The organism is Ruania alkalisoli (assembly GCF_014960965.1).
Classification (GTDB): Bacteria; Actinomycetota; Actinomycetes; order Actinomycetales; family Beutenbergiaceae; genus Ruania; species Ruania alkalisoli.
The window spans coordinates 3,268,447-3,291,924 of record NZ_CP063169.1; the positions used below are offsets into that span (position 1 = coordinate 3,268,447).

The window sequence follows — 23,478 nt, forward strand, 5'->3', positions numbered from 1 at the left end:
TATTTCGTCACCCACATCCAACCCCGTCTCAACCCCTGGAATCCGCGGATGAGCGTCAGCCCTGGTCAGCCGCACAACAGCGTCGGTATCTCAAATATTGGATGTCGATTCTGAAAGGTGAGACAGCGGCCGGAATGCAGGCACCTTTTCGCGCCACGGTCAATTCTTGCCGGACGTCCGCTCACGACCGCCTCATCCGCAGATCCGGTGAACAGCGCACACCATTCCTCCTCCCCCGGAGAAAGCCAGCGGTCGCAGTTTGACCGACGCCGTCACGAACACTCGAGGCGCACAGGATCGAACCTTGCTGATCAGGTCGATGAGGCGTGGGCGGGCCCGGTGGGTCGCCGGGATCGGTCCCTCCCAGGAACCTGACGCGGCACCCTCTGCACCGATGACGAGCAGCAGGAGCCGTAGAGACGATATCTTGATGTCGAGCAATCAGCGCCACACCACGACGGGACTCACTGACGCATGTCGACCATCATCTACACCCACACCGACGAGGCACCGCTGCTGGCGACCTACTCGTTCAAGCCGATCATCGAGGCCTACGCCGCCACCGCCGGCGTGGAGGTGGAGACCCGGGACATCTCGCTCTCCGGCCGCATCATCGCCGCCTTCAACGACATCCTGCCCGCCGAGCAGCAGCAGGGCGACGCGCTCGCAGAACTCGGGGCACTCGCCAAGACGCCCGAAGCGAACATCATCAAGCTGCCCAATATCAGCGCCTCGGTCCCCCAGCTCAAGGCCGCGGTGGCCGAACTCCAGCAGCAGGGTTTCGACCTGCCCGACTATCCGGACGAGCCCAAGACCGAGCAGGAGAAGGACACCCGCGCGCGCTACGACAAGGTCAAGGGCAGTGCGGTCAACCCGGTCCTGCGTGAAGGAAACTCCGACCGTCGCGCCCCGATGGCCGTCAAGGAGTACGCGCGCAAGAACCCGCACCGTATGGGCGCCTGGAGCGCGGACTCGAAGACGAACGTCGCCACCATGGGCGCGGACGACTTCCGCGCGAACGAGCAGTCCGTCGTCATCGCCGCCGATGACACCCTCACCATCCGCCACACCGCAGCCGATGGCAGCGAGAGCATCCTGAAGCAGTCCGTCCCGGTGCTCGCCGGTGAGGTCGTCGACAGCACGGTGATGCGCGCCGAGGCGCTGGACGCCTTCCTCGCAGCACAGATCCAGCGCGCGAAGGATGAGGGCGTCCTGTTCTCCCTCCACCTGAAGGCCACCATGATGAAGGTCTCCGACCCGATCATCTTTGGTCACGCCGTCCGGGCCTTCCTGCCGGCGCTCTTCGCCGCCCACGGCGAGCAGCTCGAGGCCGCGGGCCTGAGCCCGAACGACGGCCTCGGCGCCATCCTTTCCGGGCTCGATGCGCTCGAGGCGAACGTCGCCGAGCAGGTGAGGGACGCCGTCGCGAAGGGCCTGGCCGAGGGGCCGTCCCTGGCGATGGTGAACTCCCACAAGGGCATCACGAACCTGCACGTGCCCAGCGATGTGATCGTGGACGCCTCCATGCCGGCCATGATCCGCACCTCCGGCCACATGTGGAACGCCGATGACGCCGAGCAGGACACCCTCGCGGTCATCCCCGACTCCTCCTACGCCGGCGTATACCAGGCCGTGATCGAGGACTGCCGCGCGAACGGCGCCTTCGACCCGACCACGATGGGCTCGGTGCCCAACGTCGGCCTGATGGCGCAGAAGGCCGAGGAGTACGGCAGCCACGACAAGACGTTCGAGATCGACACCGCCGGTCGCGTCGAGGTCGTGAACGCCGCCGGTGAGGTGCTGCTCAGCCACGAGGTCTCCCCCGGTGACATCTGGCGCGCCTGCCAGACCAAGGACGTGCCGATCCGCGACTGGGTCAAGCTCGCCGTCACCCGCGCCCGCGCGACCGGCGACCCGGCCGTGTTCTGGCTGGACGAGACCCGCGCGCACGACCGCAACCTCATCGCGAAGGTCAAGGAGTACCTCGGCGATCATGAAACCGACGGTCTCCGGATCGAGATCATGTCCCCCGTCGACGCCACCCAGTTCTCGCTGGAGCGGATCCGCCGCGGTGAGAACACCATCTCGGTGACCGGCAACGTGCTGCGTGACTACCTCACCGACCTGTTCCCGATCCTGGAGCTGGGAACCAGCGCCAAGATGCTCTCGGTGGTGCCGCTGATCAACGGTGGTGGCCTGTTCGAGACCGGCGCGGGCGGCTCAGCGCCGAAGCATGTGCAGCAGCTCGTGGAGGAGAACCACCTGCGCTGGGACAGCCTCGGTGAGTTCCTCGCGCTGGCGGAGAGCTTCGACCACCTCGGCACCACCACGAGCAACGCCCGCGCGAAGGCGCTGGCCGACACGCTCTCGCGCGCGACGGCCACATTCCTGGACGAGAACAAGTCCCCCAGCCGCAAGGCCGGTGAGATCGACAACCGTGGCAGCCACTTCTACCTCGCCCTGTACTGGGCGCAGGAGCTGGCCGGGCAGACCGAGGACGCCGAGTTGGCCGCCGGGTTCGCGGAGGTCGCCGCGGCACTGAAGGAGAACGAAGAGGCGATCACGGCCGAGCTGCTCGCCGTGCAGGGAGAGCCCGCGGACATCGGCGGCTACTACCGCCCCGACGACGCCAAGGCCTCCGCCGTCATGCGTCCGTCGGAGACGTTCAACCGGGTGATCGCCACGCTGACGGCGTGACCGACCTCGCTCCGCAGGCTCACGTAGCTGTGAGGCTGCGCCGAGCCCGCGCCGGCTGAGGCGACACACAACAGAAATCCCTCGTCGATCTGGTGACCAGATCGACGAGGGATTTCTTCGTGTGGGCGCCGGCACAGGGGCTCAGGTATTGGCGCCTACCCGATCAGCGACTCGCGAACATCACCCGGTGCTCGCCACCGCGGCGCACGCCGGCATCGACCGCGAGTACCAGCGGAGCCGTGGAGACCACCGTCACCGACTCATCCGCCTCAATGACGGCGTCGGGCACCTCGATCGGCAACTCGACCGTGAGCGTGCCGCCGGCCCTCGTGGGCTGCGCCACGACGACCTCGACCTGACGCTTGGCGCGTCGGCTGGCGTTGCTGTGCGGCGGCGGGGTCTGCCGGTGCCCGACCGCGCACGGCCCGCTGACGGTGTACCCGCCGTGCGTCCCTGCCTCGAAGAAGTGGCCCATGCGGGTCCCGTCGCCGGCCTCGATGAGGTGCGCGGCCGGCTCGGCGAGCACGACGGCGACCCCTGGCCGCTCCGCCTCGTCCGCCGTGGTCCGGGCGTCCGCGAGCGGGAGGATCTGATAGGCGTACCAGTCTGCGTCGCCTGTGTGTTCGCGTTCGATCCGCACGTAGTCGCGGCTGACCTCCTCGTCGGTCCCGCCGGTGTCGGAGCCGTCGTTGATGGTCTTCCAGGTACCGGTGCGACGTTCGGACCGCACCTGCCAGGTGGGCGCGGCACCGGCAGCGTTCTCAGAGTCCTCAGTGTCCTCAGGGGCGAGCGCGACGATGCCGGCGTGGCCGGCCACGTGCACGGCAGTGGTCGCCACCGGAGCGTCCGTGAGCGCCACCGTCTCGCCGTCGACCTGCACCTCCGGGATCTGCCCGGCAGGGAAGGACCGGTTCTCGGCGATCGTGCGGGAGCCGGTGCCGGAGGTGTCGGTGATGGCCGATCCCACGCAGACGACGCGATCGTCGAGGTAGAACCACGACTTGTTCGCAGTCAGCTTCCCGGAGAAGTTCCGCAGGTTCATCGCGGTGGTGCCCATCTCCCCAGCGACGGTGAGGCCACCGGCGTAGGAGTTCTGAGCGCGCGGGATACCGGTGCCGTCACCGAGGCCGGAGGTCCGCTCCTCCCCGGTCACGGTGATCCCCGGCAGGGCGTATGGGTCGACGGTGGGCCAGAAGTCAGCGGAGTACTGGGCCGAGTCCTCACGGTGGTACAGGAACATCATGCCGTCGCCCTGGTACCAGCCCAGGTTGTTCTCGCGGTTACCCCACTCGTAACGCCCGATCCGGGCCGAGGACGTGTTCACGACGGCGGCCCACTCGCCGCGGTGGTGGACGATGCGCTCCTGCTCGTAGGTGTTGGTGGTGCCCACACGAGGCTCCGCCGCCGTGATCGCCTCGTCCTCGACGACGGCGAGACTACGGGCCGTGGCCGCCAGGGTCTGGTTGTTGGTCGCCAGGGGCTGGTCCTCGGTCCGGTCCAGCCATCCCTTCACCATCGCCCGGTAACGCGCCGCGTCGGCTGCCGGAGCGGAGTCGGCGAGCACGAGGATCGCCGAGGCGATGGCGAAGCCGGAGTGGAAGTCCTGCCCCTGCTGGCGCGAGACCGCCCGACCGCGGGTGGTGTCCATGGTGCGCACGTCCCACTGGAAGGGCGCGAAGGTGAGGTCGATGGACTCGAAGAGGTTGTTCACCTGCGGGTCGCTCACCGCCCACTGGCTTCCGGCGAGGAGTGCAAGCACCTCGGCCACGCCGGTGATCGCGACTCCACCGTAGGTGCCGGAGTAGGGCAGGTACCCGTGCTGGATGAAGGAACCGTCGTCGTAGAAGCCGTCCCCGGAGGTGACACGTCCGAATACGCTGTTGCGACCGCCACCGGCGACGTCGGAGAGCGCATCGCGACCAAGGATGACGTCGGCTTCGTTCTCATCGATCAGGCCGCGCATGATGCACGAGAGTGCCTTGTCCACCCGGTTCGCACCGGTCTCCTTCAGCCAGGAGTAGTCGCGCCGGACGTTCGGATCGGGGGCGTGGAACCGGACCGCGGCGAGCAGCAGGTCGACCACCTCGTCCGGGGCGTTCTCGCCGAGCAGGATCAGAGTGTCGGCCACCCGGCGCGGGAGGCCGATCTCCCAGAACCACCAGTTACCGGGGCGGCTGCGGCCGGCACGGTACTGGCCCGAGAGGAACCAGAGAGCTCCTTGGAGGTCGGACAGGAGGTCAGGGTCCTGGTAATACTCGCTGCCACCGGAAGCCCAGGCGGTGGCGAGGGTGGTGATCCGGTTGGCCGTGACTCCCATGTTCCCGACCTCGGTGGTGTTCGAGGCCCCGTTGATCGGCAGGTCCGGCCACAGGTACCGCCGGCCCGAGGCGCGGTTGAAGGTCGCGATCAGGTCGCTGGCCTCCGCGTCGATCGTCTGCCGCTTCTGCGCGAGCTCGGGGTGGATCGCGGCGACATCGCCACCGGTCAGGAACTCGCGACGCCGATCGACCAGCCCATCGAACGGTTCGGCCGCACGGGCCGAGGTGCTGGTGCCGATCGTGCCAGCAGTGGCGAGTGCTGCCGCGGCCCCGACCAGGAAGGTCCGACGCGATGCTGTGAGATTCATTTTCATGGCTCCGTTACCTAGGTGAAAATTGCTCACCCGCACGGTAGTAGAAGGTCCGCCATCAAGCAAGCGCCTTCCAGGAGTCACTCCACGCGCTGAGCGAGGACGACGTACTCCCTGCCGGGACGGTCCGGGGCGTCGCGCACCTCGCGGACCAGGAAGCCGCAACGGGCGAGTGACGCCGTCACCTGCTCACGGCTACGGAATCGCAGCGTGGACTCGGCCGGGATCGTGACGCCGTCGGCGAATCGTGTGTGGCTGCGGAAGGTGACCGTCTCGGCGCGTACGTCGAGCAGTTCGTGCCAGGACTCGACCCGGCCGATCCCGGGCACGTCGGCGGAGGTGAAGGAGTCGCGGACATTCCATGACTCCCAGGCCCGGCGTTCGGGGATGCGCGTCTCGAACACCAGATATCCGCCGGGCCGTACGAGTGTCGCGATCGCATGGAGATTCTCCTCCCAGGCGTCATCGGTGACGAACACCTGAGCCACATTGGCGGTCATCGTGGCCAGATCGGCCTGCAGTCCGGCGAACTCGCGAGCCGCGGCGGCGGCGTCGCCGTGAAGCCACCTCACCCGGTCCGCGTGAGGCTTGCGGCGTGCCACGTCCAGCGAGGCGCCCGCGGGGTCCACCCCAACGACGTCGCAGCCCCGGCCGGCGAGCATGGTGGCAAGCGTGCCGGTGCCGCAGCCCACGTCGAGCACTGATCGCGCACCCAGCTCCTCTGCGATATCCACGTAGAGGTCCAGATCAGACCGGTCCGGGTCCAACGCGTCGTACACGGCAGCGAGTCGGGCGTCGTCGAACACACCATCTGAGGGCGGCGGCGCCTGAGGCAATACCGCCACGGCCTCGACCTCGACAACCTGGCCGGGGTAGCCGAGCACAGTCACCCCCATGAGTGTCGATGGCACGTCGTGGTCGCCGAACGCGGTCCGGACGACGTCCCACACCCGGACCAGGTCAGCCTGATTCGAGGAGGCCACCAGCACGCGGTGGGAGACGATATCCGTCAGGTCCGCGCCCAAATCCGCCAGAGCCTGGCGCAGGTTCACCACGACGGCGTGGGCCTGGGCTTCATAGTCCCCGGGCGCGATCGTGGTGCCTTCCGGGTCGAGCGGGCACGCGCCGGCCAGATGGACCAGGCGGGCCGTGGCGGGCACGGATGCGGCGTAGGCGTAGTCGGTGGCGGCGAGGGACGGCGAGCGATGCAGGCGTACGGTCATGGTGGCGACAGTAGGACCGTCAGGCACCACGCCACGAGGCAATATGCCGATATGACGTGCACACGATGTCGCGATTGGAGCGATCCGCGACCAGGCGGCGCTGTGATGCCGGGCCAGGTGAGTCGGACCAGGTGAGTCAGACCAGGTGACCGGGACCAGCGACGCCGGTTCGGTCAGGTCACCGGAGATGGGGCGAAGGACAACCCGCGTTCGGCCAGCGCGTCACCGAGGATCCGCACCGCCTTCGGCCCGACTCCGTGCATGGCGAGCAGCTCTGCCTCGGAGCGCGTGGCCACCTGGTCCAGCGTGGTGATCCCGGCGGCCGCGAGCGCCCGGGTGGCGGGCTTGCCGATGGCGGGCAGATCGACCGGGGCCGTCCCCGCGATGGCGGCGTCGTAGCGCTCGCCCAGGCCCGCCGGCGCACAGTGCCGCCAGGCGCGGGCAACCAGGGCATTCAGCTCCTGCCCGTTCACGGCGGCGAGCGGAACACGCACCCCGGTCACGAACGGGCCGCGCGTGATCGGGGTACTACCGGGCCGGATCCTGGCCACCTCCCGGACGACGTCGGCCGGGAGCCGGAGCTCGGCTTCGTCGCCGTGCGCACTCGCGAAGATCGTCCCGCGGACGCTGAACGCGGGCATCCCACCGCGTGCCTCCTCCTCGGCTCCGGGAAGATCCAGAGCCGCTCGGCGCAGCTGAGCCGTCGTCGTCATGCTCCGATCGTAGGCAGGCGCGCATCACGACGGAACGGGCACACCTCGATCACCGAGCCAGTGCAGGAAGGTCTCGGCATCGAGGACGGCCTTGCCGTACTCGCGTGCCTTCCGCGCTTTCCCGGACTGCGTGCCGGGTTCCGCAGTCACCAGCACATCCGTGCGCGTCTTGGTCACCGAGGGCACCGGCCGCAACCCTGCGGCCAGGGCCAGCGCCTCCATCTCACCCCGTGCGAGCGGGCGTCCTGACGGCGTCAGCACCTCTCCCGTGAAGCACACCCTGGCCTCGGGGTGCAGCACGTCAGCCACCTCGACGGCGTCCGGTGCGTTCGCCGAGACCGTTTCCGCGAGCCCGGGGCCGAGCAGGGGCTCGAGCCTGCGCAACCGGTCGAGCACGGCAGCGGTGGCCTCCACCCGGCCCGCGGCAGCCAGCACCTGGGCCCGGGCGACTGCCACGGTGGGGCCGGTGATCGCCACCCCTGGTCCGGCGGTAGCCGCCTCCCCAGGTCCGCCGGCAGCGAGCTCCTGATGCGACGCCACGCCCTCACCACCTCGCGTGTTGCCCCGTTCTGTCGCTCGATCCGACACCGGGGCGACAGTTTGCGGCAACGCGTGAGGGACACTGGTGCTCCAGGCAGGGTCTGGAGGAGCCGATTCCGGCAGCTGGCCACCGATCAGCGCTCGCGAGACCGGTCCGCTGACGGCGAGCAGGTCGGCCAGCCCGGGCAGGTGAGCCGGGCGCGGAGCCGGCACGTCCGGATCGCGGGTGAGCAGGTAGCCCACCCCAGCGGACTCCAGGTCGGAGCCGGTGGGATCGGTGAACGCATCGACGGCGTCCGCGGGAGCGGTGAGTGCGGCGAGCGCAGCACGCGCCCGGTCGAGGGCCGACGCTTTCCCTGGGGGAGCGCTCGCGCGTGGCTCATCGGTCGAGTGTGCGGATGTGCGCGCCGCCCCGGGAGCGCCTGCCGCACCAGACCCGCCCGTGGCCCCGGGCGCTTCCCCGTCCGCGGAGGCCGCAACACCCAGCGGTAGCGGCACCACCACCCCCAGACGCTTGAGCTCGAAGTCCAGCAGCGCCATCGTCTCGTCGATCCCGGGACCGACCGGCGTGCAGCCGTCGAGTACCGGCGCCAGGAGCGCCCAGGCTTCGGCGAGAGTTGGCGCGAGGGCGACGTCCGCCGTCGTGATCGCGAATCGGAGTCGCGCATCGGCCAGGTCGCGCTGCGGGTTGACCAGGGTACTCAGGGCGGTCCCGTCGGAGAAGGCGACGGCGATTTCCACGGGCCGGGGCCGTGACATCCTGCCTTCCTCCCCCACGGTGAGCATGCCGATCCCGCAGAACTGAGCCTGCGCCGTCGTGGGCCTGGCGGACCGGAGGAAACGGGTGATCCGGCGGTCGGTCTTGAGGTCCTTGGCGAACACGGGCCGGCGCAGGACCAGCCCGGCCATCGACGTGCAGCGGCTGAGTGCCACATACACCTGACCGTCGGAGAAGGTGCCACCGGTGAGGTCGACCACCACCCGGTCGAGCGTCTGGCCCTGGCTCTTGTGGATGGTGATCGCCCAGGCGAGGCGGAACGGCAGCTGAGTGAAGGTGCCGACCACCTCGTGCCGAAGGGTGCCGGATTCGACCACCGGGCGGGTGGCCTCCCAGGTGAACGGGCGAACCTCGGCGGCGGACCCGTCGGTGAAGACGACCGCCACGCTCAGATCACCGGGATCATCCGATTCGCCGCTCTCGACGTGTTCGATCCGGCCGATCGTGCCGTTCACCCACCGGTCGCCGGGGTCGTTGGTGAGCATCATCACCTGGGCCCCCTCCTTGAACCGGAGAGTGGCGTCGGCCGGCGGGTCGAGCGTGCTGAGGTCGCCGGTCTGGGTGGCGGTACTGATGCGCTCAGGGGTGTCGAGGTGGGCGAGGCGGGCGTTGTTGCGGGAGGTGGCGAGCCGGTTGGTGGGGGTGAGCGTGAGCCAGAACTCGTGCTCGGGCGGTTCGAACTCGCGATCGGTGCGGGCGTTGAGCTCATCCATCGCGTGCCCGAGCAGCACACCCTCGCGGATCGCATTCAGGATGGCGGTGAGCCGATCGTCGCCGAGCTGGCGGAAGACGGTGGTCAGTTCGACGGTTGGGAACTGGTCGTAGGAGTCGGCAGAGAAGAAGTACGGCGTGGCATACCGGGTGGCGAAGAAGTCCGCCTCACCCTCGGTGACCACGGGCGGGAGCTGGTGCAGGTCGCCTACGAGCACCAGTTGCACGCCTCCCAGGGGGGTGCCGGGCCGGGGTCCGAAGCGTTCCAGCGCAGCGGTGAGCATGTCGAACAAGTCCGCTCGCACCATCGATGCCTCGTCGATGATGAGCGTGTCGAGCGAGGCGAGCGCCTTGGCGAACCGGCCCGGGCGGTAGCGACCGGTGCGGACCTCGTCCACGGTGGTGGTGGCGGTCAGGCTGAGGAGCCGGTGGATCGTGTAGCCGCCCACGTTGAGTGCGGCGATCCCGGTGGGTGCGGCCACCACTACCCGACGCCTGGTGGTCGCCAGGAAATGCCGGATGAGGGTGGACTTGCCGGTTCCTGCCTTACCGGTCAGGAAGATGTTCTCGCCGCGTTCGAGCAGGTCGAGGGCGCGCTGGAATTCCGGAGTGAGGACGAGGTCGGGCCCACTCATCGGTCGTACCGCAGCGCGAGCCAGACAGCCACCACGTCCCCCTCACCGACGCCCTCGGCGCGCTGGACGGCCACCTTCACCGGGAGCAGATATCGCCCGCCCTTCGGGAACAGTGCGGTAGTGAAGCGGGTGCGCCCGATCGTGGCCTCCACGGCGACCTGCCCCCAGTACTCCAGGCCCTTGGCGGCGGACTTGATGTCATCGGACAGGCCGGGGTCGATGTCGACGAACAGGAACGGTGCCGGTCCACGCCACTCGATGATCTCGCCGTCGAAGTCCCACTCCACGGGTCCGAGTGTAGGTGGCGCAAACCCCTGAGACCGTCAGTGTGCTGGGACCGAGACACACACAAGCGTCGTCGCCTCCATCGCGTCGACCACACCTGGCGAGTCCCGCGGGACATAGACGTAGTCACCGGCGCCTGCTACCACCTCGAGGCCGTCGGAGCGGATCCGGAGCTGCCCGCTCACGACAACCCACACTTCCTCATACGACGCCGGGAGCTGGGCCGTCTCGCCGGCACCGAAGTGAGCAGAGTATGCGCTGAAAGGCAAGCCCTCCTCCACGCGCACGCCCGGGCTGATCTCAATCCGGCTTTCACCCATACCCACGCCATCGCGCCGATCGGAATGGAATATGCGGACCGTCGTTGCCATGCTGGTGTCCCCTTCCTAGCGGCCCGTGCCCGGAGCGCCGCACTCGAGGCGCTCCGGCTCACTGTCAGACTCGGGCTCATCGCTCGCATCCGGTTCCGGTTCGGTCACCCGCGCGTTCCGCAGGCCCCAGAACGCCACCCCGGCCAGTGCCGCGAACCCGACCATGGCGACCACGTAGGTGTCCCGGGTCGCAGCCGTCATCGCCGTCGTCGCCGCGTCGATGAGTTCCTGGGCCAGTCCGGGCGCCAGATCGCGGACACCGGCCAGGGCACCGCCGACGCTCTCGACGCTCTGCTGCGCCACGGTCGGGTCGAGCTCTGCGGGGAGCTGCTGGATGACCGACCGGCTGTAGCCGAGGTAGGCGACCATTCCACCGAGTGCGAGGCCGGCGGTGTTACCGAGACTCCCAGCCACGTCCTGCAGGCTCTGAGCGGAACCAGTCTGGTTCGCGGGAGAGTTTGTCAGCACGATGGTGGTTCCGATGGCGAACACCGGGGCGACCCCGACGGCGATCACACCGGCAGCGGCGACCAATGCGATCAGGGAGGCGTCGGATCCGGTCTGGAGGGTCGCGAGCATCGCAGCGGCCCCGCCGACGGCGAGCAGGGCACCAGCGCCGATCGCGAAGCCGGGTCGCATCCACCGCAGCAGTGTCGGAGCGGCCGCCGTGGCCAGCATCGACAGCAGCGCCGGAACCACCAGCAGCGCCCCGGCGGCCAGTGGACTACGGCCCATCACCATCTGCAGGTGCTGGGCGAACTGCAGGTCGGCGCCGGCGCTGGCGGTGATCACCAGCCAGATGCTGACCAGCGCGAAGGTGAACGGCACCGAGCGGAACAACGACAGGTCAAGCAGCGGCGTGGTGAGCACGCGTTGACGCAGGACGAAGACCGCGATCAGCAGCAGTCCAGCGAGCAGCACGGCCGCATGCCAGGGATTCCAGCCGTGCGCCGCAAGCTCTTGCCCCCCGAAGACCACGCCCGCGATCCCAGCCGCCGAGAGGGCGATGCTCCCCGCATCGACGTGCCCGATTCCGGAGCCCTCGACCTTCGGCAGCAGCCACCAGATGGCGGCCACACCGAGCGCGATAGGCACGTTGAACAGGAAGATCGCGCCCCACCAGAAGTGCTCCAGCAGGAGGCCACCGAGTGGCGGGCCCAGTGCCATACCACCGGAGAAGGCCGCCATGAACAGGGCGATCGCGAGTGAGAACTGCCGATTCAGCGGGAACAGGGCACGAATGAGCGCCGCACCCGCGGGCGCGACCGCGACCCCGGAGGCACCCAGCAGCATCCTAGCTCCGATCAGCACCTCGATCGTCGGGGCCAGTGCCGCGAGGGTGGAAGCGATGCCGTAGCCGAGCAGGCCGAGCACGAGCAGCCGCCGGGGCCCGAACCGGTCGACGAGCCGGCCCGCCGTGAGGACCATGCTCGCCCCCGCGATGTCGCCGATGTGGAGCACCCACAGCTGCTGGGTACCCGAGGGAAGCAGATCAGCGGCGATCGTAGGCATCGCCAGGAAGAGCACGGACATGTCCACGGCGGTCATAAAGATCGGCACCGAGAGCATGACCAGGCCGATCCACGCCCGTGGCCCTGCCCGTCTCCTCTCGTCCTGATGTGCGCTGCGGTGCTCGCTCACAATCTCTCCTCATTTGCGGTACGATACGTCCCGTATTTATTTTACTGGAGAGGATGGGCACGTGACCAGAGACCCCCTGGGGCGAGGACGCCCGCGCGACGAGCACATCGATACCGCCGTACTGCAGGCCACAGCGCACACCCTGGAGAAGTCCGGCTACCGGGCCGTGGCCATCGAGGACATCGCCCGGCGTGCCGGCGTGAGCAAGTCGGCGGTCTACCGACGGTGGCCGAACCGCCGCAGGCTGGTGCTCGCGGTACTAGCCGAGCGCCTAGGCCGCCTGGAGGCGCCCGATACCGGGTGCACCCTGTGCGACCTGCACGAGTGCCTCGTACTGGCCTCCGAGGCCCTCAGCCGGGTCGGGGCCGAAACGCTTGCGCAGCTGACGGCGGAGGGGGCCGGCGAGCCCGATCTGCACGAAGAACTGCTGGCAGTGGTGGTCGAGCCACCGCGGCGGGCGGTTCATCGCACCCTCTTCACGGCGCGCCAACGGGGAGATCTGGCAGACGGGGTCGATCTCCCGCTCGCCGTGGACCAGCTCTGCGCCCTGACGTTCTACCGCCAGCTGTTCGGGCAGGCACCCCTCGGGCCAGATGAGATCGAAGCCATGGTGACTGCCATGCTCCGCGGGATCGCCGCCGACTACTCGGCGCTGCTACGCGAGTACGCGGTGCATGAGTCGCACGACCCGGCCGCGCCAGCTTGACCTCGCGCGCTCCCAACAGGTTCAGCGATTCCGCTCAAACTGTGCGGCGCAGCACCAGGACCGAGTCGTCGATCTCGAACGTCGCCCCCTCGCGCACCACTGTGCGCGGCCGCTGCTCGGCCGCCACCACCTCGAATCCTTCCGGCACCCCGGGAAGCAGGTCGGCAGCGACGAACATCGCCCGTGCGTGCGCGTCCGTCTTCGGGGCATGCACCCCCGACGGCGCGTGCCCCACCACGAGCAGGTGGCCACCAGTTGCCACGGCCTCGGCGAGCAGCCCCACGACGGCGACCATTCCGCCGTCCGGTGGGTGCAGGTAGTGGGTGGTCACTAGATCGAATTGGCGACCGTTCGCGGCGAACGTGCGAGCATCCGTCTGCCAGAAGCCCACCCGCTCCGCCACACCTGCGTCTTCGGCGTGCCGGGCAGCGCGAGCCAGGCCATTGGCCGAGAAATCGGCGCCGGTGACCTGCCAGCCCTGCTGGGCCAGCCAGATCACGTCGCCACCCTCGCCGCAGCCGACATCCAGCGCGGTGCCGGGCGCGAGCAAGGAGGCCAAGGCGACCAGCTGCGGGTTGGCATTGCCGCTCCAGTGGGAGCCGTGGCCGGCGTAGCGCTCCTCCCAGGCGGGAGGCTCGAAGTAGGTAGCCATGTCGGACGCCTCCGGCGCGGCGTGGCCGTGGTGCGCGTGCGAAGCAGTTGTCATGCCATCATCCTGCAGCCCCTGGCGCCATGCAGCAACGATGCTTGCCAATTTGGCAAATATCGCCTCATGGAGTTGCCAGCCCAGCGCGAGCTCCTCAGCGCCCGTGCGAGGCCAATCTCCGCACCCCCGGGAGCCATCGAGGCACCCGGGCACAGTAGGCGACGTAGGCAGGACCGAAACGCTCGGCGAGAGCACTCTCCTCGGCAGGGACCTGCAGCCGGTCGATCACGGCCACGAACCCGGCGACGGGGAGGACCGCGAGCCAGGACCCACGGCGCCACGCATGCGCGGTCAGCAACCCTGCCATTCCCAAGTACATGGGGTTCCGGGTGAACGCATTCGGACCATCCGTGACCAAGGCACTGGCGGCAGATGGGTCGAGCGGACTGACCGTGGTGCGACGCGAGTGGAAGGTGAGGGCCGCCGTCGTGGGAAGGGCGAGGGAGACCAGAGCGAGCGCGGCCGAGGCGACCCGGCGCCAGCGCGGCGGAGGGCCGGCTCGGCGGGCGAGGAGTTGCTGCAGCACGGCAGCCGCCACGAGAAAGACAGGCGGCGGGATATGGCGGGAGCGGGTCGAACTCGGACGCACGGGAGAGGACATGTGCCGACTGTAGACACGATCGCGCGGCGAAGAGAGTGGACCACCCGCATCCCCCGAACGGCCGCTGCGGGAGACTGTCACGATGGACGTGCTGCGCGTAGCTCCGGGACCGGGCGCTCCGCACGGGCTGAGCGTGCCCGAAGCGGAACTGACCGAACAGTTCTCGCGCGCGTCGGGGCCTGGCGGCCAGGGGGTCAACACCACGGATTCACGCGTCCAGCTCAGCCTCGACATCGCGGCGACGACTGCCCTCGATGACGTGCAGCGCGAGCGGGTGCTCCACCGGCTCTCCGACCGCCTGACCGGGACGGTGCTGACCATCGACGCGTCCGAGTATCGTTCGCAGCGCCGCAACCGGGCGGCCGCCCGGGACCGACTCGCGACGCTCCTGCGCGAGGCGGTCATGCCCACGGTGGCCCGACGGCCAACGAAGCCCACGCGCGGATCGCAGCGGCGCCGGCTCGAACGGAAGCGTCAACGCGCCCAGACGAAACAGAACCGGCGACGCCCCGGGAACGAGTAGAGCGACATCGCACTCGACGCGAACGTCACGTACACTCCTATTCCATGGAAACATGGAATAGGAGTCGAGCGGACAAGCTGTCCATGTTCGAGGCCTTCGCCGAAGCGGTCAAAGCGATCGCGAACGGACGCAGACTGCAGCTCATGGAACTCATGGCTCAAGGCGAGCACTCCGTCGAGGAGCTCGCTCGCCTGTCAGACATGGCGATGACGACCGCCTCGGCCCACCTGCAGACGCTGAACCGCGCGGGCCTGGTGAGCAAGCGTCGCGAGCGGACCACCATCTACTACCGCCTCAGCGGTGACGATGTGGCCGAGCTGTACACGGCAGCCAAGCGTGTGGCGCTCCACCGGTACCCCCGGCTAGGAGAAGCTGTGGACGCGTACATGGGCCAGCCGCGCGCTCAGGGGCCCGTCATCGGTCCCTCCGCCCTCACGTCTGAGATGGTCATCATCGACGTCCGGCCCGCCGAGGAGTACGAGGCGGGTCACCTTCCTGGTGCCTTGTCCCTGCCCTTGGCCGACCTGGAAGACCGCCTCGACGAGATCCCCGCCGATGCACAGATCGTCGTGTACTGCCGAGGCGAGTTGTGCCGGATGGCGCGCGAGGCGGCAGTGCTGCTACGCGAGCGAGGCATGGATGCAAAGGCGATGGACGAAGGCGTCGTGGAGTGGCGCGCGAGCAAGGAGATCGATCTCAGTGTTGCCTGAGACCAGCACGGCAGAGACTCAGATCGTCAGCGAGCCGGAGCGGGCGCGGGTCCACAAGCGGACCCTGACGGTGGTCATCATGAGCCAGATCCTGGGCGGCGCCGGACTGGCTGCAGGCATCTCGGTGGGCGCGCTGCTGGCCCAGGACATGCTCAGCTCCGATGCGCTCTCAGGGCTACCGACCGGCCTGTTCACCCTCGGATCCGCCCTCGCGGCCTACCTGGTGGGCCGATCGACCCAGCGATTCGGCCGCCGCCTGGGCCTGGCCCACGGCTTCATCGCCGGTGGCGTCGGAGCGCTCGGTGTCGTCATTGCCGCCGTCGCCGGCAGCGTACCGTTGCTGTTCATCTCGCTGTTCGTCTATGGGTCGGGCACTGCCACCAATCTGCAGGCACGGTACGCAGGGACCGACCTCGCCCCGGCGAACAAACGCGGCTTCGGCACCAGCATGGCCATGGTTGCCACCACCATCGGAGCTGTCGCCGGACCGAACCTGATCGATCCGCTCGGCGCCTTCGCCGACGCCCTGGGCGTGCCCACACTTGCGGGGCCTTTCATCCTCGCCGCTGTTGCCTACGGCGCGGCAGGGCTCGTGCTGTTCATCTTCCTCCGGCCGGACCCGTACCTGTTCGCCCGTCAGATCGCCGTCGGGGCCACCCACGGATCGGACACCTCCTCGGCCAATGACACTCCCCCGGTCGGGATCGGCGCCTACGTGGGCGCGACGGTGATGGTCCTCACTCAGCTGGTGATGGTCGCCATCATGACGATGACTCCGATCCACATGCGCGCCCACGACCACGAGATGGCCGCCGTCGGCTTGGTGATCGGCCTGCATGTCGGGGCGATGTGGCTGCCCTCCCTCATCACCGGGCATTTGGTGGACAGGCTCGGCCGCACACCCATGGTCATCGCCTCCGGTGTCACCCTGCTGCTGGCCGGGGGCCTGGCCGCTACTGCCCCGGGCGATTCACTCAGCCTGCTGATCCTCGCGCTCATCCTTCTCGGCATCGGCTGGAACTTCGGCTTGGTCGCCGGCACCGCGCTGGTGGTCGATGCCACGGTCCCGCAGAACCGGCCCCGCACCCAGGGCGCGATCGATGTGCTGATCGCCCTGGCCGGAGCGACCGGCGGCACGATGTCGGCCGTGGTGATGGTGACGTCGAGCTTCCAGGCGCTATCACTCGGAGGGGGAATCCTCGCCCTCGCCCTGATCCCGGTCCTGTTGTGGGCGCGCTCGCGTCACGCCGTCAGCCCGTGAGGTCGGCGCGCGAAGGCTGACGCCGTCGGCGACCTCCGGTAGGCCGAATCGGGCGAAAAGCCTCAGATCAGGCAGTGATCACCCACCGGATCTGTGCCGGGGAAACGTCAATCACGACGGGCCCAACACCTGCACGTTCACCAGATCGGCACTGCTGGATAGTCCACGCAGGGCGTTCTCCCGAGCCAGGCCCATTCATGCACTGGTCTCGCCTGACCAGCCGCACAATGGTGCTATGCGCATCGCGGAGCTGCTCGCGGAACTAGAACAGATCAATCGCGACGACATCGAGGCGGCAGCGGAGTTCGGCCCGCTCGAACTGGGACCGCGCGGAATCGAGGTCCGCGAGTTGTTGTGTGTGGACAGACGCACGCGTTTCGCGCCGTCGCCACAGATCCGGGAGTTCTACGCCTACGCAGCGTGGTGGAGACACTGCTCGGTACAGCTGGAGTGGCGCGAGCCCTCTGCGACCGAGGTGTGGATCTCACGCGACCCTGTTCGGGACATGATCGCCGCAGACACCACCCCCGAGGCCCTGACGGCGGGCGGCCTGTCGCCGTCGTCCGTCGCATTGTTCGCTCTCGACGACCCGAACGCTCCGTTCGAGCGCGCATACTTCGTCTTCGGCGATCGCGAAGAACCGCGGGTGCTCTACGCGGGATCTGAGGTGAGCATCTTCGACGACCTCGCCGGATACCTGGAGTCGTGGATTGAGAGTCTGAGTTGATCCGAGGATTCCGCGTACGACGAACGCCTGGCTTTGCGGGCGACATTCCTACCGACGGGGGATTCCCGCGATCATGCCGCCGTCGACAACGAACTCTGCTCCCGTCGTGAACGACGACGCCTCGCTCGCGAGAAATGCGACCGTAGCCGCAACCTCCGTTGCCGTGCCACCTCGCCCCAGTGGGATGTCGAGTCGATCGGGGTCCATCCGCGACGTCATCCTCGTCGGCACGTACCCCGGGTGTACTGAATTCACCCTGATGCCATGCGGCCCGAGCTCGACGGCGAGCGACTTCGTGAGACCTCGCACGCCCCATTTCGAGGCTGTATAGGCGTGGACGCCAGGGCTCCCGCGCATTCCGTCCACCGACGAGATGTTGACGATCGACCCACTCCCCCGTTGCTTCATTCCCGGAACGACGGCGCGGCACCCGAGGAAGGCACCCGTGAGATTCACTGAAAGCACTGCGTTCCACTTGGCGATCGTGAAGTCCTCGACCGACGACATGTTCGCGACGCCAGCGTTGTTGACGAGGATGTCGACCGCGCCCAACGTGGATATGACGCCTCGAACCAGCTTCTTCCACGACGACTCGTCCGCAACGTCCAGGTGGTTGAAGACCGCGCCTGCACCGAGCTCGTCGGCGAGAGCCTGGCCCTTGCCCTCCAACACGTCGGCGATCACCACCCGCATGCCATCAGCGTGAAGAACCCGGGCGCATTCGGCTCCGATCCCTCGCGAACCACCAGTCACGACAGCGACAGGCACTTCGGACTCAACTCGCGACGGGCTCATGATGCGCTCCAAGTCTTGGGCAAACCCACGTCGATGAGAACCCATACTCTCCCAATGGGCGCAGTTCACCAATACGCCGCTCGGCACTGTCCGCCCCGGAGCACGAGAAGCGCGTCCACGCACTCGCGCGCCGTACCTGGTTGTATGGAATCACTTCAAGCCCACCTTCGTGGCTTCATCAGGCGCAGCACTGAGCAAGGAGCTCAGAAGCCCGGGAAAACGCGACTCCAGATCATCGGCTCTGAGGTGGACATAGCAGCGGGTGCCCTCATCGCGAGTGCGAGTGATGCCGGCGCTGCGGAGCGTCTTCATGTGATGACTCAGCGTCGACTTCGAGACCGGAGCATCGAGCTCACCCCATTGACGCTCCTGTCCGTCAGAGAGCAGGCAGGCGATCCCCAGACGCAGCGGGTCCGACAACGCGGCAAGCACGCGCGTGAGCGAGATGTCCTGGACGCTCGGGTGCTTGGTGTCTGCGTGATCGACGGAGGTCATGTAAGCAGACTAGCTTGTTCGTCAGTCGTCGAACATCTGCTACTTTGTTCGATGTTCGTTGAACATCAAACACACCCAGTCTTCAAGGAACCCCCCATGTCCCGCAGCCCTCTATGGCTCGCCGCCCTGTTCACAGCGACACTCTCACTTGGCACCGACGAGTTCGTCATCGCCGGCGTGCTGAACGACGTCGCCGCCGACCTCGCCGTAACGCCTGGGGCCGCAGGTCAGCTCGTGACCGGGTTCGCCTTGGCGTTCGCCCTCGGCGCTCCAGTGCTGGCAGTCTGGCTCGGTCGATACCCTCGCAGACTCGTACTGAGCGGCGGCCTCGCGATCTTCGTGCTGGCCAACATCGGATGTGCAGTCGCTTCCGACCTCACTATGCTGCTCGCGCTTCGGATCGTCGCTGGGCTGTCCGCGGCAGCGGTCTCGACCACAGCGTTCGCAGCGGCGGCCGAAGGAGCGCCCGAAGGCAGGCAAGGGGCTTACCTGTCCGTGGTGACCGCTGGGCTCACCGTCGCACTGTTTACCGGCGTCCCCGTAGGCAGCTGGATATCCGGAGTCTGGGGATGGCGCTCGACGTTCGCCCTCATCGCCGTCGTGGCTGCACTAGCAGCCATCGTCGTGCTGTGGACGCTGCCTCGCCTCGAAGGGGCCGCACCGTCCACACTCGACGAGAAACTGGCACCTCTGCGCCGCCCTGCAGTTCTGCGCATGGTGGCCGTGATCTTCCTGTGCGGGACGGGCGGGCTGATGTTCTACACCTATCTGGGCCCCATCGCGATGCACACTCTAGGCACGGACACCTCTCTACCCGTGCTGTTCCTGATCATCGGCCTCGTCGGGGTCGTCTCTGCCCTGCTGGGCGGCCGCCTGACGGACAGTCAAGGCCCCCGTCGCGCACGCCTGATCGTCCTGGCGGGCCATGCGATCGCCCTCGCGATCGTCGCGACACTGATCTTCACTGGTGCACCCGTCTGGCTCTTCGGCGCAGCAGTGGCCCTGTGGTCGGTGTTCGCCTGGGCACTCAATCCACCTATGCAGGCCAGCACGATCGCCGCTGCACCCGCGGCACCGATGACCGCAGTCTCGCTCAACATCTCTGGCCTTTACCTCGGCACCGCCGTCGCCGGAGCGGTCGGCGGATTTGCGCTCGACCATCTGGGAGCACCTGGGGTCGTCGTCATCGGCACCATCGCCCTGGCAGGGGCGTGGATGATCGCCGCACCAGCGATCGAGCTCCGTACCACCGACAGGAATGATCGACAGCCGATCACTCACTGAGAGCAACTGACCCGCAAGGCGACACCGGCTCCACGAGTCGATCAGCAACCTGACTCTTTGAGCGTTAGACCTATCGAGGTCCAGAGAGGCAGAAGGACATTCTGTCCACCTTGCATGAGCGGGAAACACCGGGTCCTCCCACCCAGGACGCAAACGACTCCGCATCAGACGCCGCCATGGGCCGTAGGTCAAGTTCCATCGAGCAGCCCTTGAGACATCTGGAGAAAGTCGTCAGATCGAGTTCGATCAGCCTGCCCCATCTCCCGATCGAATGAACGGCATGTGTGCTCGGCGTGCTGTCGAGGGACGCTGCGACACACACCGCCTTCTTCAGCCGTCGACGGACGACGGCAGAGAGAATGGAGACTTCAGAGTGCTCTCAGCAAGCGTCGAACCCGGAGATCAGATGACGGTCGTGAGCGAGCCCATACCCGCATTGGTCGATGCGATCGCCGAGGCCACGGACGAAGCGATCCGACGGCTTCGCTCCGAACATCGCGCGGACTTCTGCGTCTACGCGCTCGTCACGTCAGGCGAGGCGTATCGCCCCTACTTGACCGCGACCGTGCACGGCGAATCCCGATGGGACCTGGCCGACAGCCCGTACGCATTGGTCGCGGACGAGATCCTCGCCCGAACGGACGTGGCGTTCACCGCGAGGGGACAACTGCAGGACATGGACGCAGCCAAGGCGGAGGAGGAGTACTGGCGTCGGCTGACGTCTATGGAGGCGGCCTTGCGCAGGCTCGACGAGGCCGGAATCTTCGGCACAGGAATCGAGCGAGACCGCGTACTGCTGCTGGTGGCGACGATGCCGCCAGACGAGAACGACGCAGGATTCGCCCGAAGCCTGAACCCGGGTGGGCCGCTACTCGACGCTTGGCTGGCCGAAGCGGCCGAGGGTGCGTGACGTGGAAACGGTCAGGCACTGAACCGGAACTCCACCGAGTTCGTGACGTCAGGCCATCTCGCTCACGCGGTGGAGCCATACGGTGCCACAACCTGCGAAGCTCGATCGTGCAGCACAGTGCGCAGAATGCCGCGCGTAGCACCTCGGCGTCTGTATCGAACTAACGGCGTTCGGGCGCGCACCGCAGCTAGGCTGGGCGTCGTGAACACACGAGAGCTTGTGAGCCGATTCGGAGCCTGCACACCCCAGCCGGCTTCGGACTGGCAAGGCGACATCCCGCTTCCGGATGAGATCGCCCGCTTCTACCAAGAGGTCGGGCCACTGGGCGAGCACGGCCGCAAGGGATACCAGGGAGTCACCTTGCCGGGCGATGGCAACGACATATATCTCGTGCCGCTGGCCGGGCTCTGGAAGGAACAAGCCGGCTACCGCTGGGACGGACGGACGAGAGAGCCGATCGACGAGTGGCCGTCGCAGTGGATCGTCCTCGCCTGGGAGGGTGCAGACGCTTACATCTTCGACGCCGAGACGAAGTCGATGCTGTTCGCCCTGCCGGGCGCCTGGCCCGATGACGTCCACCCGATCGGCGGCGGACCGACCGAAGTCGTCGGGGCGTTGGCGCTCTACCGATTGCGGTGTGAAGAGGCTGGGGACGACGCGCTGACCGCCGACTTCGAACCTCGACCCGAATGGGTCGACTCGGTACGCAAGGAGTTGATCGAAGAGTTCGGTCCTGCCGGCGAAGGCGTCGTCAAGATCTTGACCGAGATCTGACCGCGAGCTGAACTACACGTTGAACCGGAACTCCACCGTATCGCCGCGGATAGAACATCTGGTTCAGGAGGAATTCGTTGCGCCAGGCGCGATCACGTTGAGCCCCGCAGACCGGGCCGCCTCACCAAGCCTGCGGTCGTACGTCAGGATGGCCGAGGCATCGAGTCGCATCGCCGCCTCGAGATGCAGGGCGTCGAAGGTGCGCAGGTACGGCATGGGCAAGAAGCCAGCGCTGCGGTAGACAGCTCTGTCAAGAGCCGCGAGTCCGACACCGTCGAGGACACGGCTCACGTCGGACTGGTCGAGACCCGCCCGGACTGCAACGCGGCGCAGCTCGGTCTCGAGCAGGTCGCTGGAGACGAGGGTGGCCGGAACCTGGTCGAACCAGTCCAGGAGCGCCTGGCTCTCGGGCTGGTCGATCAGCAGCGCACCGAGGGCAGACGTGTCGACGTAGATGACCGGATCGTCGGTCACAGGCGGTCCTCACGCAGGTCATCGAGGGTCGCGGCAAGACTTCGCGATGCGACCTTGCGTTCGATGGCCAGTGCCGCCCAACCACCCTGACGCCGCGCCGGGCGAGCAATGGGCAGCGCCGCGGCAGGTGCATCCAACGGCACAAGCCGACCCACGGGAACCCCACTGTTGGTCAGCACGAAGGAGCGACCTTCGCTCACCGCGCGGAGCACGCGGCCGGACTCATTGCGAAGCTCGCGTTGCGACAGGCTCTCGACCGGAGGTTCGCTGATGCTCATAGTCTGATCGTAGCACCCGTGCGACAAGGTCGGGAGGCGCCCTCATCCCGAGTGCCGACTCCGATCAGACATCACCGCGGTTCCGAGGCGCTCCCCCAGGTGGCCGCCCTCAACCTCGTCGGCAGTGAGACGCAGCGCCTCCGTACTCGATGCGCGCGTCCGCACGCGATCCCGGTTGACGACACCTATGGTGACGGCCTGAGGTCCGAAGCAGCGCCACGTACTCCCGGGGCAGCGAACCGCCGTACTCGCACTCTTCACGCTCGATGACGGGCACGATGCAGGAGGAAGAGAGTGAACTTCTCACTCAGCACTCTTCTCGACACCATCGTTCAACGAGTCCACACGACGAACGCATCTCGGGCGAGATAGTGCTGGAATGCGAGTAGGAGGTCGGCAGTCGTCGCTCCCGGCCTCTGCGCTCTTGCGTTGGCGACGATGCTCTGCACGTCGTCGATCCCGAGGACATACTCGTAGCCGAGCACGCTCGCCTGCGATGGAAGATCTGTGGCGCCGTCCGCGACGTCGTCCACGTCCCACACCAACACCGGCAAGGACTCGTCGTCGAACCGAGAGTCTGGGGGAGCAAACAGTGCATGAGTCCACGGCAGTTCGCCCGCAGTACACAACACCCTGCCGAGGAGCATCTCCATGGTCACAGTTTCGCTCACGCGGGGCCGACGGAGTGACCCACGAGTCAACCGCGACTCCCGATCACGCACGCGGACGCCTCGCCGCCAGCGGGTTACACGTTGACTCCAAACTCCGCCGAGCTCACACCCGCCGTGACGCCGTCGTCGATGGCGGCCTGTTTCACCCACATCCGCACGGACTCAACCCCGTATCCGAGCTGCGTCGCGACCCGCTGCACGGTCCCTTGCGTGACTCCGAGTTCGGCTCGCAGCGTTCTCACCATCCGCACCGCGGCGGCCTTCTCCTCGTCCGAGTAGCGACGCGTCGTCGGCTTCCCGTTCGCCAGTTCTTTCGGCATGACTCCATCCTCGTTTCCAA

The 23,478-nt window shown here is 67.7% G+C and carries 23 protein-coding genes and 1 pseudogene; 9 read left to right on the forward strand and 15 right to left on the reverse strand.

The window, feature by feature from the left end:
* Positions 1 to 474: 474 nt before the first annotated feature.
* Positions 475 to 2,697, forward strand: coding sequence for an NADP-dependent isocitrate dehydrogenase (locus IM660_RS14485; RefSeq protein WP_193496543.1), 2,223 nt, complete (start codon positions 475 to 477; stop codon positions 2,695 to 2,697).
* A gap of 163 nt (positions 2,698 to 2,860) precedes the next feature.
* On the opposite strand, the gene IM660_RS14490 is transcribed toward IM660_RS14485, so the two are convergent.
* From IM660_RS14490 to IM660_RS14520, 7 genes are all read right to left on the reverse strand, one after another.
* Positions 2,861 to 5,323 carry a polysaccharide lyase 8 family protein gene (locus tag IM660_RS14490; protein ID WP_193496545.1) on the reverse strand — a complete coding sequence of 821 codons (2,463 nt, stop codon included), beginning with the start codon at positions 5,321 to 5,323 and terminating at the stop codon, positions 2,861 to 2,863.
* 83 nt (positions 5,324 to 5,406) lie between these two features.
* The gene (locus tag IM660_RS14495) at positions 5,407 to 6,549 is read right to left on the reverse strand and encodes a methyltransferase domain-containing protein (protein WP_343072012.1); all 1,143 of its coding nucleotides are present in this window, start codon (positions 6,547 to 6,549) and stop codon (positions 5,407 to 5,409) included.
* Positions 6,550 to 6,722: 173 nt separating this feature from the next.
* Positions 6,723 to 7,262 carry a helix-hairpin-helix domain-containing protein gene (locus IM660_RS14500; RefSeq protein ID WP_193496547.1) on the reverse strand — a complete coding sequence of 180 codons (540 nt, stop codon included), beginning with the start codon at positions 7,260 to 7,262 and terminating at the stop codon, positions 6,723 to 6,725.
* A 24-nt stretch (positions 7,263 to 7,286) separates the two neighbouring features.
* A complete protein-coding gene (locus IM660_RS14505; protein ID WP_210768992.1) occupies positions 7,287 to 9,926 on the reverse strand; it encodes an AAA family ATPase in 2,640 nt (879 codons plus the stop codon).
* Complete coding sequence (locus tag IM660_RS14510; RefSeq protein WP_193496548.1) at positions 9,923 to 10,213, reverse strand: DUF1905 domain-containing protein; 291 nt, start codon at positions 10,211 to 10,213, stop codon at positions 9,923 to 9,925. The genes IM660_RS14505 and IM660_RS14510 overlap by 4 nt, the downstream gene beginning before the upstream one ends.
* A gap of 36 nt (positions 10,214 to 10,249) precedes the next feature.
* Complete coding sequence (locus IM660_RS14515; RefSeq protein ID WP_193496550.1) at positions 10,250 to 10,582, reverse strand: cupin domain-containing protein; 333 nt, start codon at positions 10,580 to 10,582, stop codon at positions 10,250 to 10,252.
* 15 nt (positions 10,583 to 10,597) lie between these two features.
* Positions 10,598 to 12,223, reverse strand: coding sequence for an MFS transporter (locus IM660_RS14520; protein ID WP_193496552.1), 1,626 nt, complete (start codon positions 12,221 to 12,223; stop codon positions 10,598 to 10,600).
* Between the two features lie 61 nt (positions 12,224 to 12,284).
* Between IM660_RS14520 and IM660_RS14525 the strand changes: the two genes are divergently transcribed.
* Positions 12,285 to 12,929, forward strand: coding sequence for a TetR/AcrR family transcriptional regulator (locus IM660_RS14525; protein WP_193496554.1), 645 nt, complete (start codon positions 12,285 to 12,287; stop codon positions 12,927 to 12,929).
* 34 nt (positions 12,930 to 12,963) lie between these two features.
* Here the strand turns inward: IM660_RS14525 and IM660_RS14530 are convergent, their stop codons facing one another.
* Both IM660_RS14530 and IM660_RS14535 read right to left on the reverse strand, forming a co-directional pair.
* Complete coding sequence (locus tag IM660_RS14530; RefSeq protein ID WP_210768993.1) at positions 12,964 to 13,635, reverse strand: class I SAM-dependent methyltransferase; 672 nt, start codon at positions 13,633 to 13,635, stop codon at positions 12,964 to 12,966.
* Positions 13,636 to 13,729: 94 nt separating this feature from the next.
* Positions 13,730 to 14,236, reverse strand: coding sequence for a methyltransferase family protein (locus IM660_RS14535; protein ID WP_193496556.1), 507 nt, complete (start codon positions 14,234 to 14,236; stop codon positions 13,730 to 13,732).
* A gap of 82 nt (positions 14,237 to 14,318) precedes the next feature.
* Here IM660_RS14535 and arfB point away from each other — a divergent pair, with 82 nt between their 5' ends.
* From arfB to IM660_RS14555, 4 genes are all read left to right on the forward strand, one after another.
* Entirely contained in the window at positions 14,319 to 14,759 is a 441-nt protein-coding gene (gene arfB / locus IM660_RS14540; RefSeq protein ID WP_193496558.1) for an alternative ribosome rescue aminoacyl-tRNA hydrolase ArfB, read from the forward strand.
* 44 nt (positions 14,760 to 14,803) lie between these two features.
* On the forward strand, positions 14,804 to 15,469 hold the full coding sequence (locus tag IM660_RS14545) for a metalloregulator ArsR/SmtB family transcription factor (RefSeq protein ID WP_210768994.1): 666 nt from the start codon (positions 14,804 to 14,806) through the stop codon (positions 15,467 to 15,469).
* On the forward strand, positions 15,462 to 16,730 hold the full coding sequence (locus IM660_RS14550; RefSeq protein ID WP_246464967.1) for an MFS transporter: 1,269 nt from the start codon (positions 15,462 to 15,464) through the stop codon (positions 16,728 to 16,730). Before IM660_RS14545 ends, IM660_RS14550 begins: the two co-directional genes overlap by 8 nt.
* Before the next feature lie 235 nt (positions 16,731 to 16,965).
* On the forward strand, positions 16,966 to 17,457 hold the full coding sequence (locus IM660_RS14555) for a hypothetical protein (protein ID WP_193496562.1): 492 nt from the start codon (positions 16,966 to 16,968) through the stop codon (positions 17,455 to 17,457).
* A gap of 48 nt (positions 17,458 to 17,505) precedes the next feature.
* On the opposite strand, the gene IM660_RS14560 is transcribed toward IM660_RS14555, so the two are convergent.
* Positions 17,506 to 18,297: an SDR family NAD(P)-dependent oxidoreductase gene (locus IM660_RS14560; protein ID WP_343072015.1), complete on the reverse strand. Its 792-nt coding sequence runs from the start codon at positions 18,295 to 18,297 to the stop codon at positions 17,506 to 17,508.
* Between the two features lie 105 nt (positions 18,298 to 18,402).
* Entirely contained in the window at positions 18,403 to 18,747 is a 345-nt protein-coding gene (locus tag IM660_RS14565; protein ID WP_193496566.1) for an ArsR/SmtB family transcription factor, read from the reverse strand.
* A 96-nt stretch (positions 18,748 to 18,843) separates the two neighbouring features.
* Between IM660_RS14565 and IM660_RS14570 the strand changes: the two genes are divergently transcribed.
* From IM660_RS14570 to IM660_RS14580, 3 genes are all read left to right on the forward strand, one after another.
* Positions 18,844 to 20,031, forward strand: coding sequence for an MFS transporter (locus IM660_RS14570; RefSeq protein ID WP_193496568.1), 1,188 nt, complete (start codon positions 18,844 to 18,846; stop codon positions 20,029 to 20,031).
* Positions 20,032 to 20,437: 406 nt separating this feature from the next.
* A complete protein-coding gene (locus IM660_RS14575; RefSeq protein WP_193496570.1) occupies positions 20,438 to 20,941 on the forward strand; it encodes a DUF4303 domain-containing protein in 504 nt (167 codons plus the stop codon).
* Between the two features lie 201 nt (positions 20,942 to 21,142).
* The gene (locus IM660_RS14580) at positions 21,143 to 21,715 is read left to right on the forward strand and encodes a hypothetical protein (RefSeq protein ID WP_193496572.1); all 573 of its coding nucleotides are present in this window, start codon (positions 21,143 to 21,145) and stop codon (positions 21,713 to 21,715) included.
* Between the two features lie 63 nt (positions 21,716 to 21,778).
* Here the strand turns inward: IM660_RS14580 and IM660_RS14585 are convergent, their stop codons facing one another.
* The 4 genes and pseudogenes from IM660_RS14585 to IM660_RS14600 all read right to left on the reverse strand — a co-directional run.
* On the reverse strand, positions 21,779 to 22,189 hold the full coding sequence (locus IM660_RS14585) for a type II toxin-antitoxin system VapC family toxin (RefSeq protein ID WP_193496574.1): 411 nt from the start codon (positions 22,187 to 22,189) through the stop codon (positions 21,779 to 21,781).
* On the reverse strand, positions 22,186 to 22,467 hold the full coding sequence (locus IM660_RS14590) for a type II toxin-antitoxin system Phd/YefM family antitoxin (RefSeq protein ID WP_193496576.1): 282 nt from the start codon (positions 22,465 to 22,467) through the stop codon (positions 22,186 to 22,188). Before IM660_RS14590 ends, IM660_RS14585 begins: the two co-directional genes overlap by 4 nt.
* A 332-nt stretch (positions 22,468 to 22,799) precedes the next feature.
* A complete protein-coding gene (locus tag IM660_RS14595; RefSeq protein ID WP_193499546.1) occupies positions 22,800 to 23,120 on the reverse strand; it encodes a DUF7716 domain-containing protein in 321 nt (106 codons plus the stop codon).
* Positions 23,121 to 23,230: 110 nt separating this feature from the next.
* Positions 23,231 to 23,458: pseudogene (locus IM660_RS14600) on the reverse strand (transposase); the annotation flags it as partial.
* Positions 23,459 to 23,478 lie beyond the last annotated feature (20 nt).

What these genes read in the sequence shown, in the direction of transcription:
- IM660_RS14535 (WP_193496556.1), bottom strand. Translation starts at nt 14,236, where the DNA reads ATGTCCTCTCCCGTGCGTCCGAGTTCGACCCGCTCCCGCCATATCCCG.
- IM660_RS14560 (WP_343072015.1), bottom strand. Translation starts at nt 18,297, where the DNA reads ATGGGTTCTCATCGACGTGGGTTTGCCCAAGACTTGGAGCGCATCATG.
- arfB (WP_193496558.1), top strand. Translation starts at nt 14,319, where the DNA reads ATGGACGTGCTGCGCGTAGCTCCGGGACCGGGCGCTCCGCACGGGCTG.
- IM660_RS14590 (WP_193496576.1), bottom strand. Translation starts at nt 22,467, where the DNA reads ATGAGCATCAGCGAACCTCCGGTCGAGAGCCTGTCGCAACGCGAGCTT.
- IM660_RS14500 (WP_193496547.1), bottom strand. Translation starts at nt 7,262, where the DNA reads ATGACGACGACGGCTCAGCTGCGCCGAGCGGCTCTGGATCTTCCCGGA.
- IM660_RS14555 (WP_193496562.1), top strand. Translation starts at nt 16,966, where the DNA reads ATGCGCATCGCGGAGCTGCTCGCGGAACTAGAACAGATCAATCGCGAC.
- IM660_RS14575 (WP_193496570.1), top strand. Translation starts at nt 20,438, where the DNA reads ATGACGGTCGTGAGCGAGCCCATACCCGCATTGGTCGATGCGATCGCC.
- IM660_RS14570 (WP_193496568.1), top strand. Translation starts at nt 18,844, where the DNA reads ATGTCCCGCAGCCCTCTATGGCTCGCCGCCCTGTTCACAGCGACACTC.
- IM660_RS14490 (WP_193496545.1), bottom strand. Translation starts at nt 5,323, where the DNA reads ATGAATCTCACAGCATCGCGTCGGACCTTCCTGGTCGGGGCCGCGGCA.
- IM660_RS14565 (WP_193496566.1), bottom strand. Translation starts at nt 18,747, where the DNA reads ATGACCTCCGTCGATCACGCAGACACCAAGCACCCGAGCGTCCAGGAC.
- IM660_RS14485 (WP_193496543.1), top strand. Translation starts at nt 475, where the DNA reads ATGTCGACCATCATCTACACCCACACCGACGAGGCACCGCTGCTGGCG.
- IM660_RS14515 (WP_193496550.1), bottom strand. Translation starts at nt 10,582, where the DNA reads ATGGCAACGACGGTCCGCATATTCCATTCCGATCGGCGCGATGGCGTG.
- IM660_RS14495 (WP_343072012.1), bottom strand. Translation starts at nt 6,549, where the DNA reads ATGACCGTACGCCTGCATCGCTCGCCGTCCCTCGCCGCCACCGACTAC.
- IM660_RS14595 (WP_193499546.1), bottom strand. Translation starts at nt 23,120, where the DNA reads ATGGAGATGCTCCTCGGCAGGGTGTTGTGTACTGCGGGCGAACTGCCG.
- IM660_RS14545 (WP_210768994.1), top strand. Translation starts at nt 14,804, where the DNA reads ATGGAAACATGGAATAGGAGTCGAGCGGACAAGCTGTCCATGTTCGAG.
- IM660_RS14530 (WP_210768993.1), bottom strand. Translation starts at nt 13,635, where the DNA reads ATGACAACTGCTTCGCACGCGCACCACGGCCACGCCGCGCCGGAGGCG.
- IM660_RS14505 (WP_210768992.1), bottom strand. Translation starts at nt 9,926, where the DNA reads ATGAGTGGGCCCGACCTCGTCCTCACTCCGGAATTCCAGCGCGCCCTC.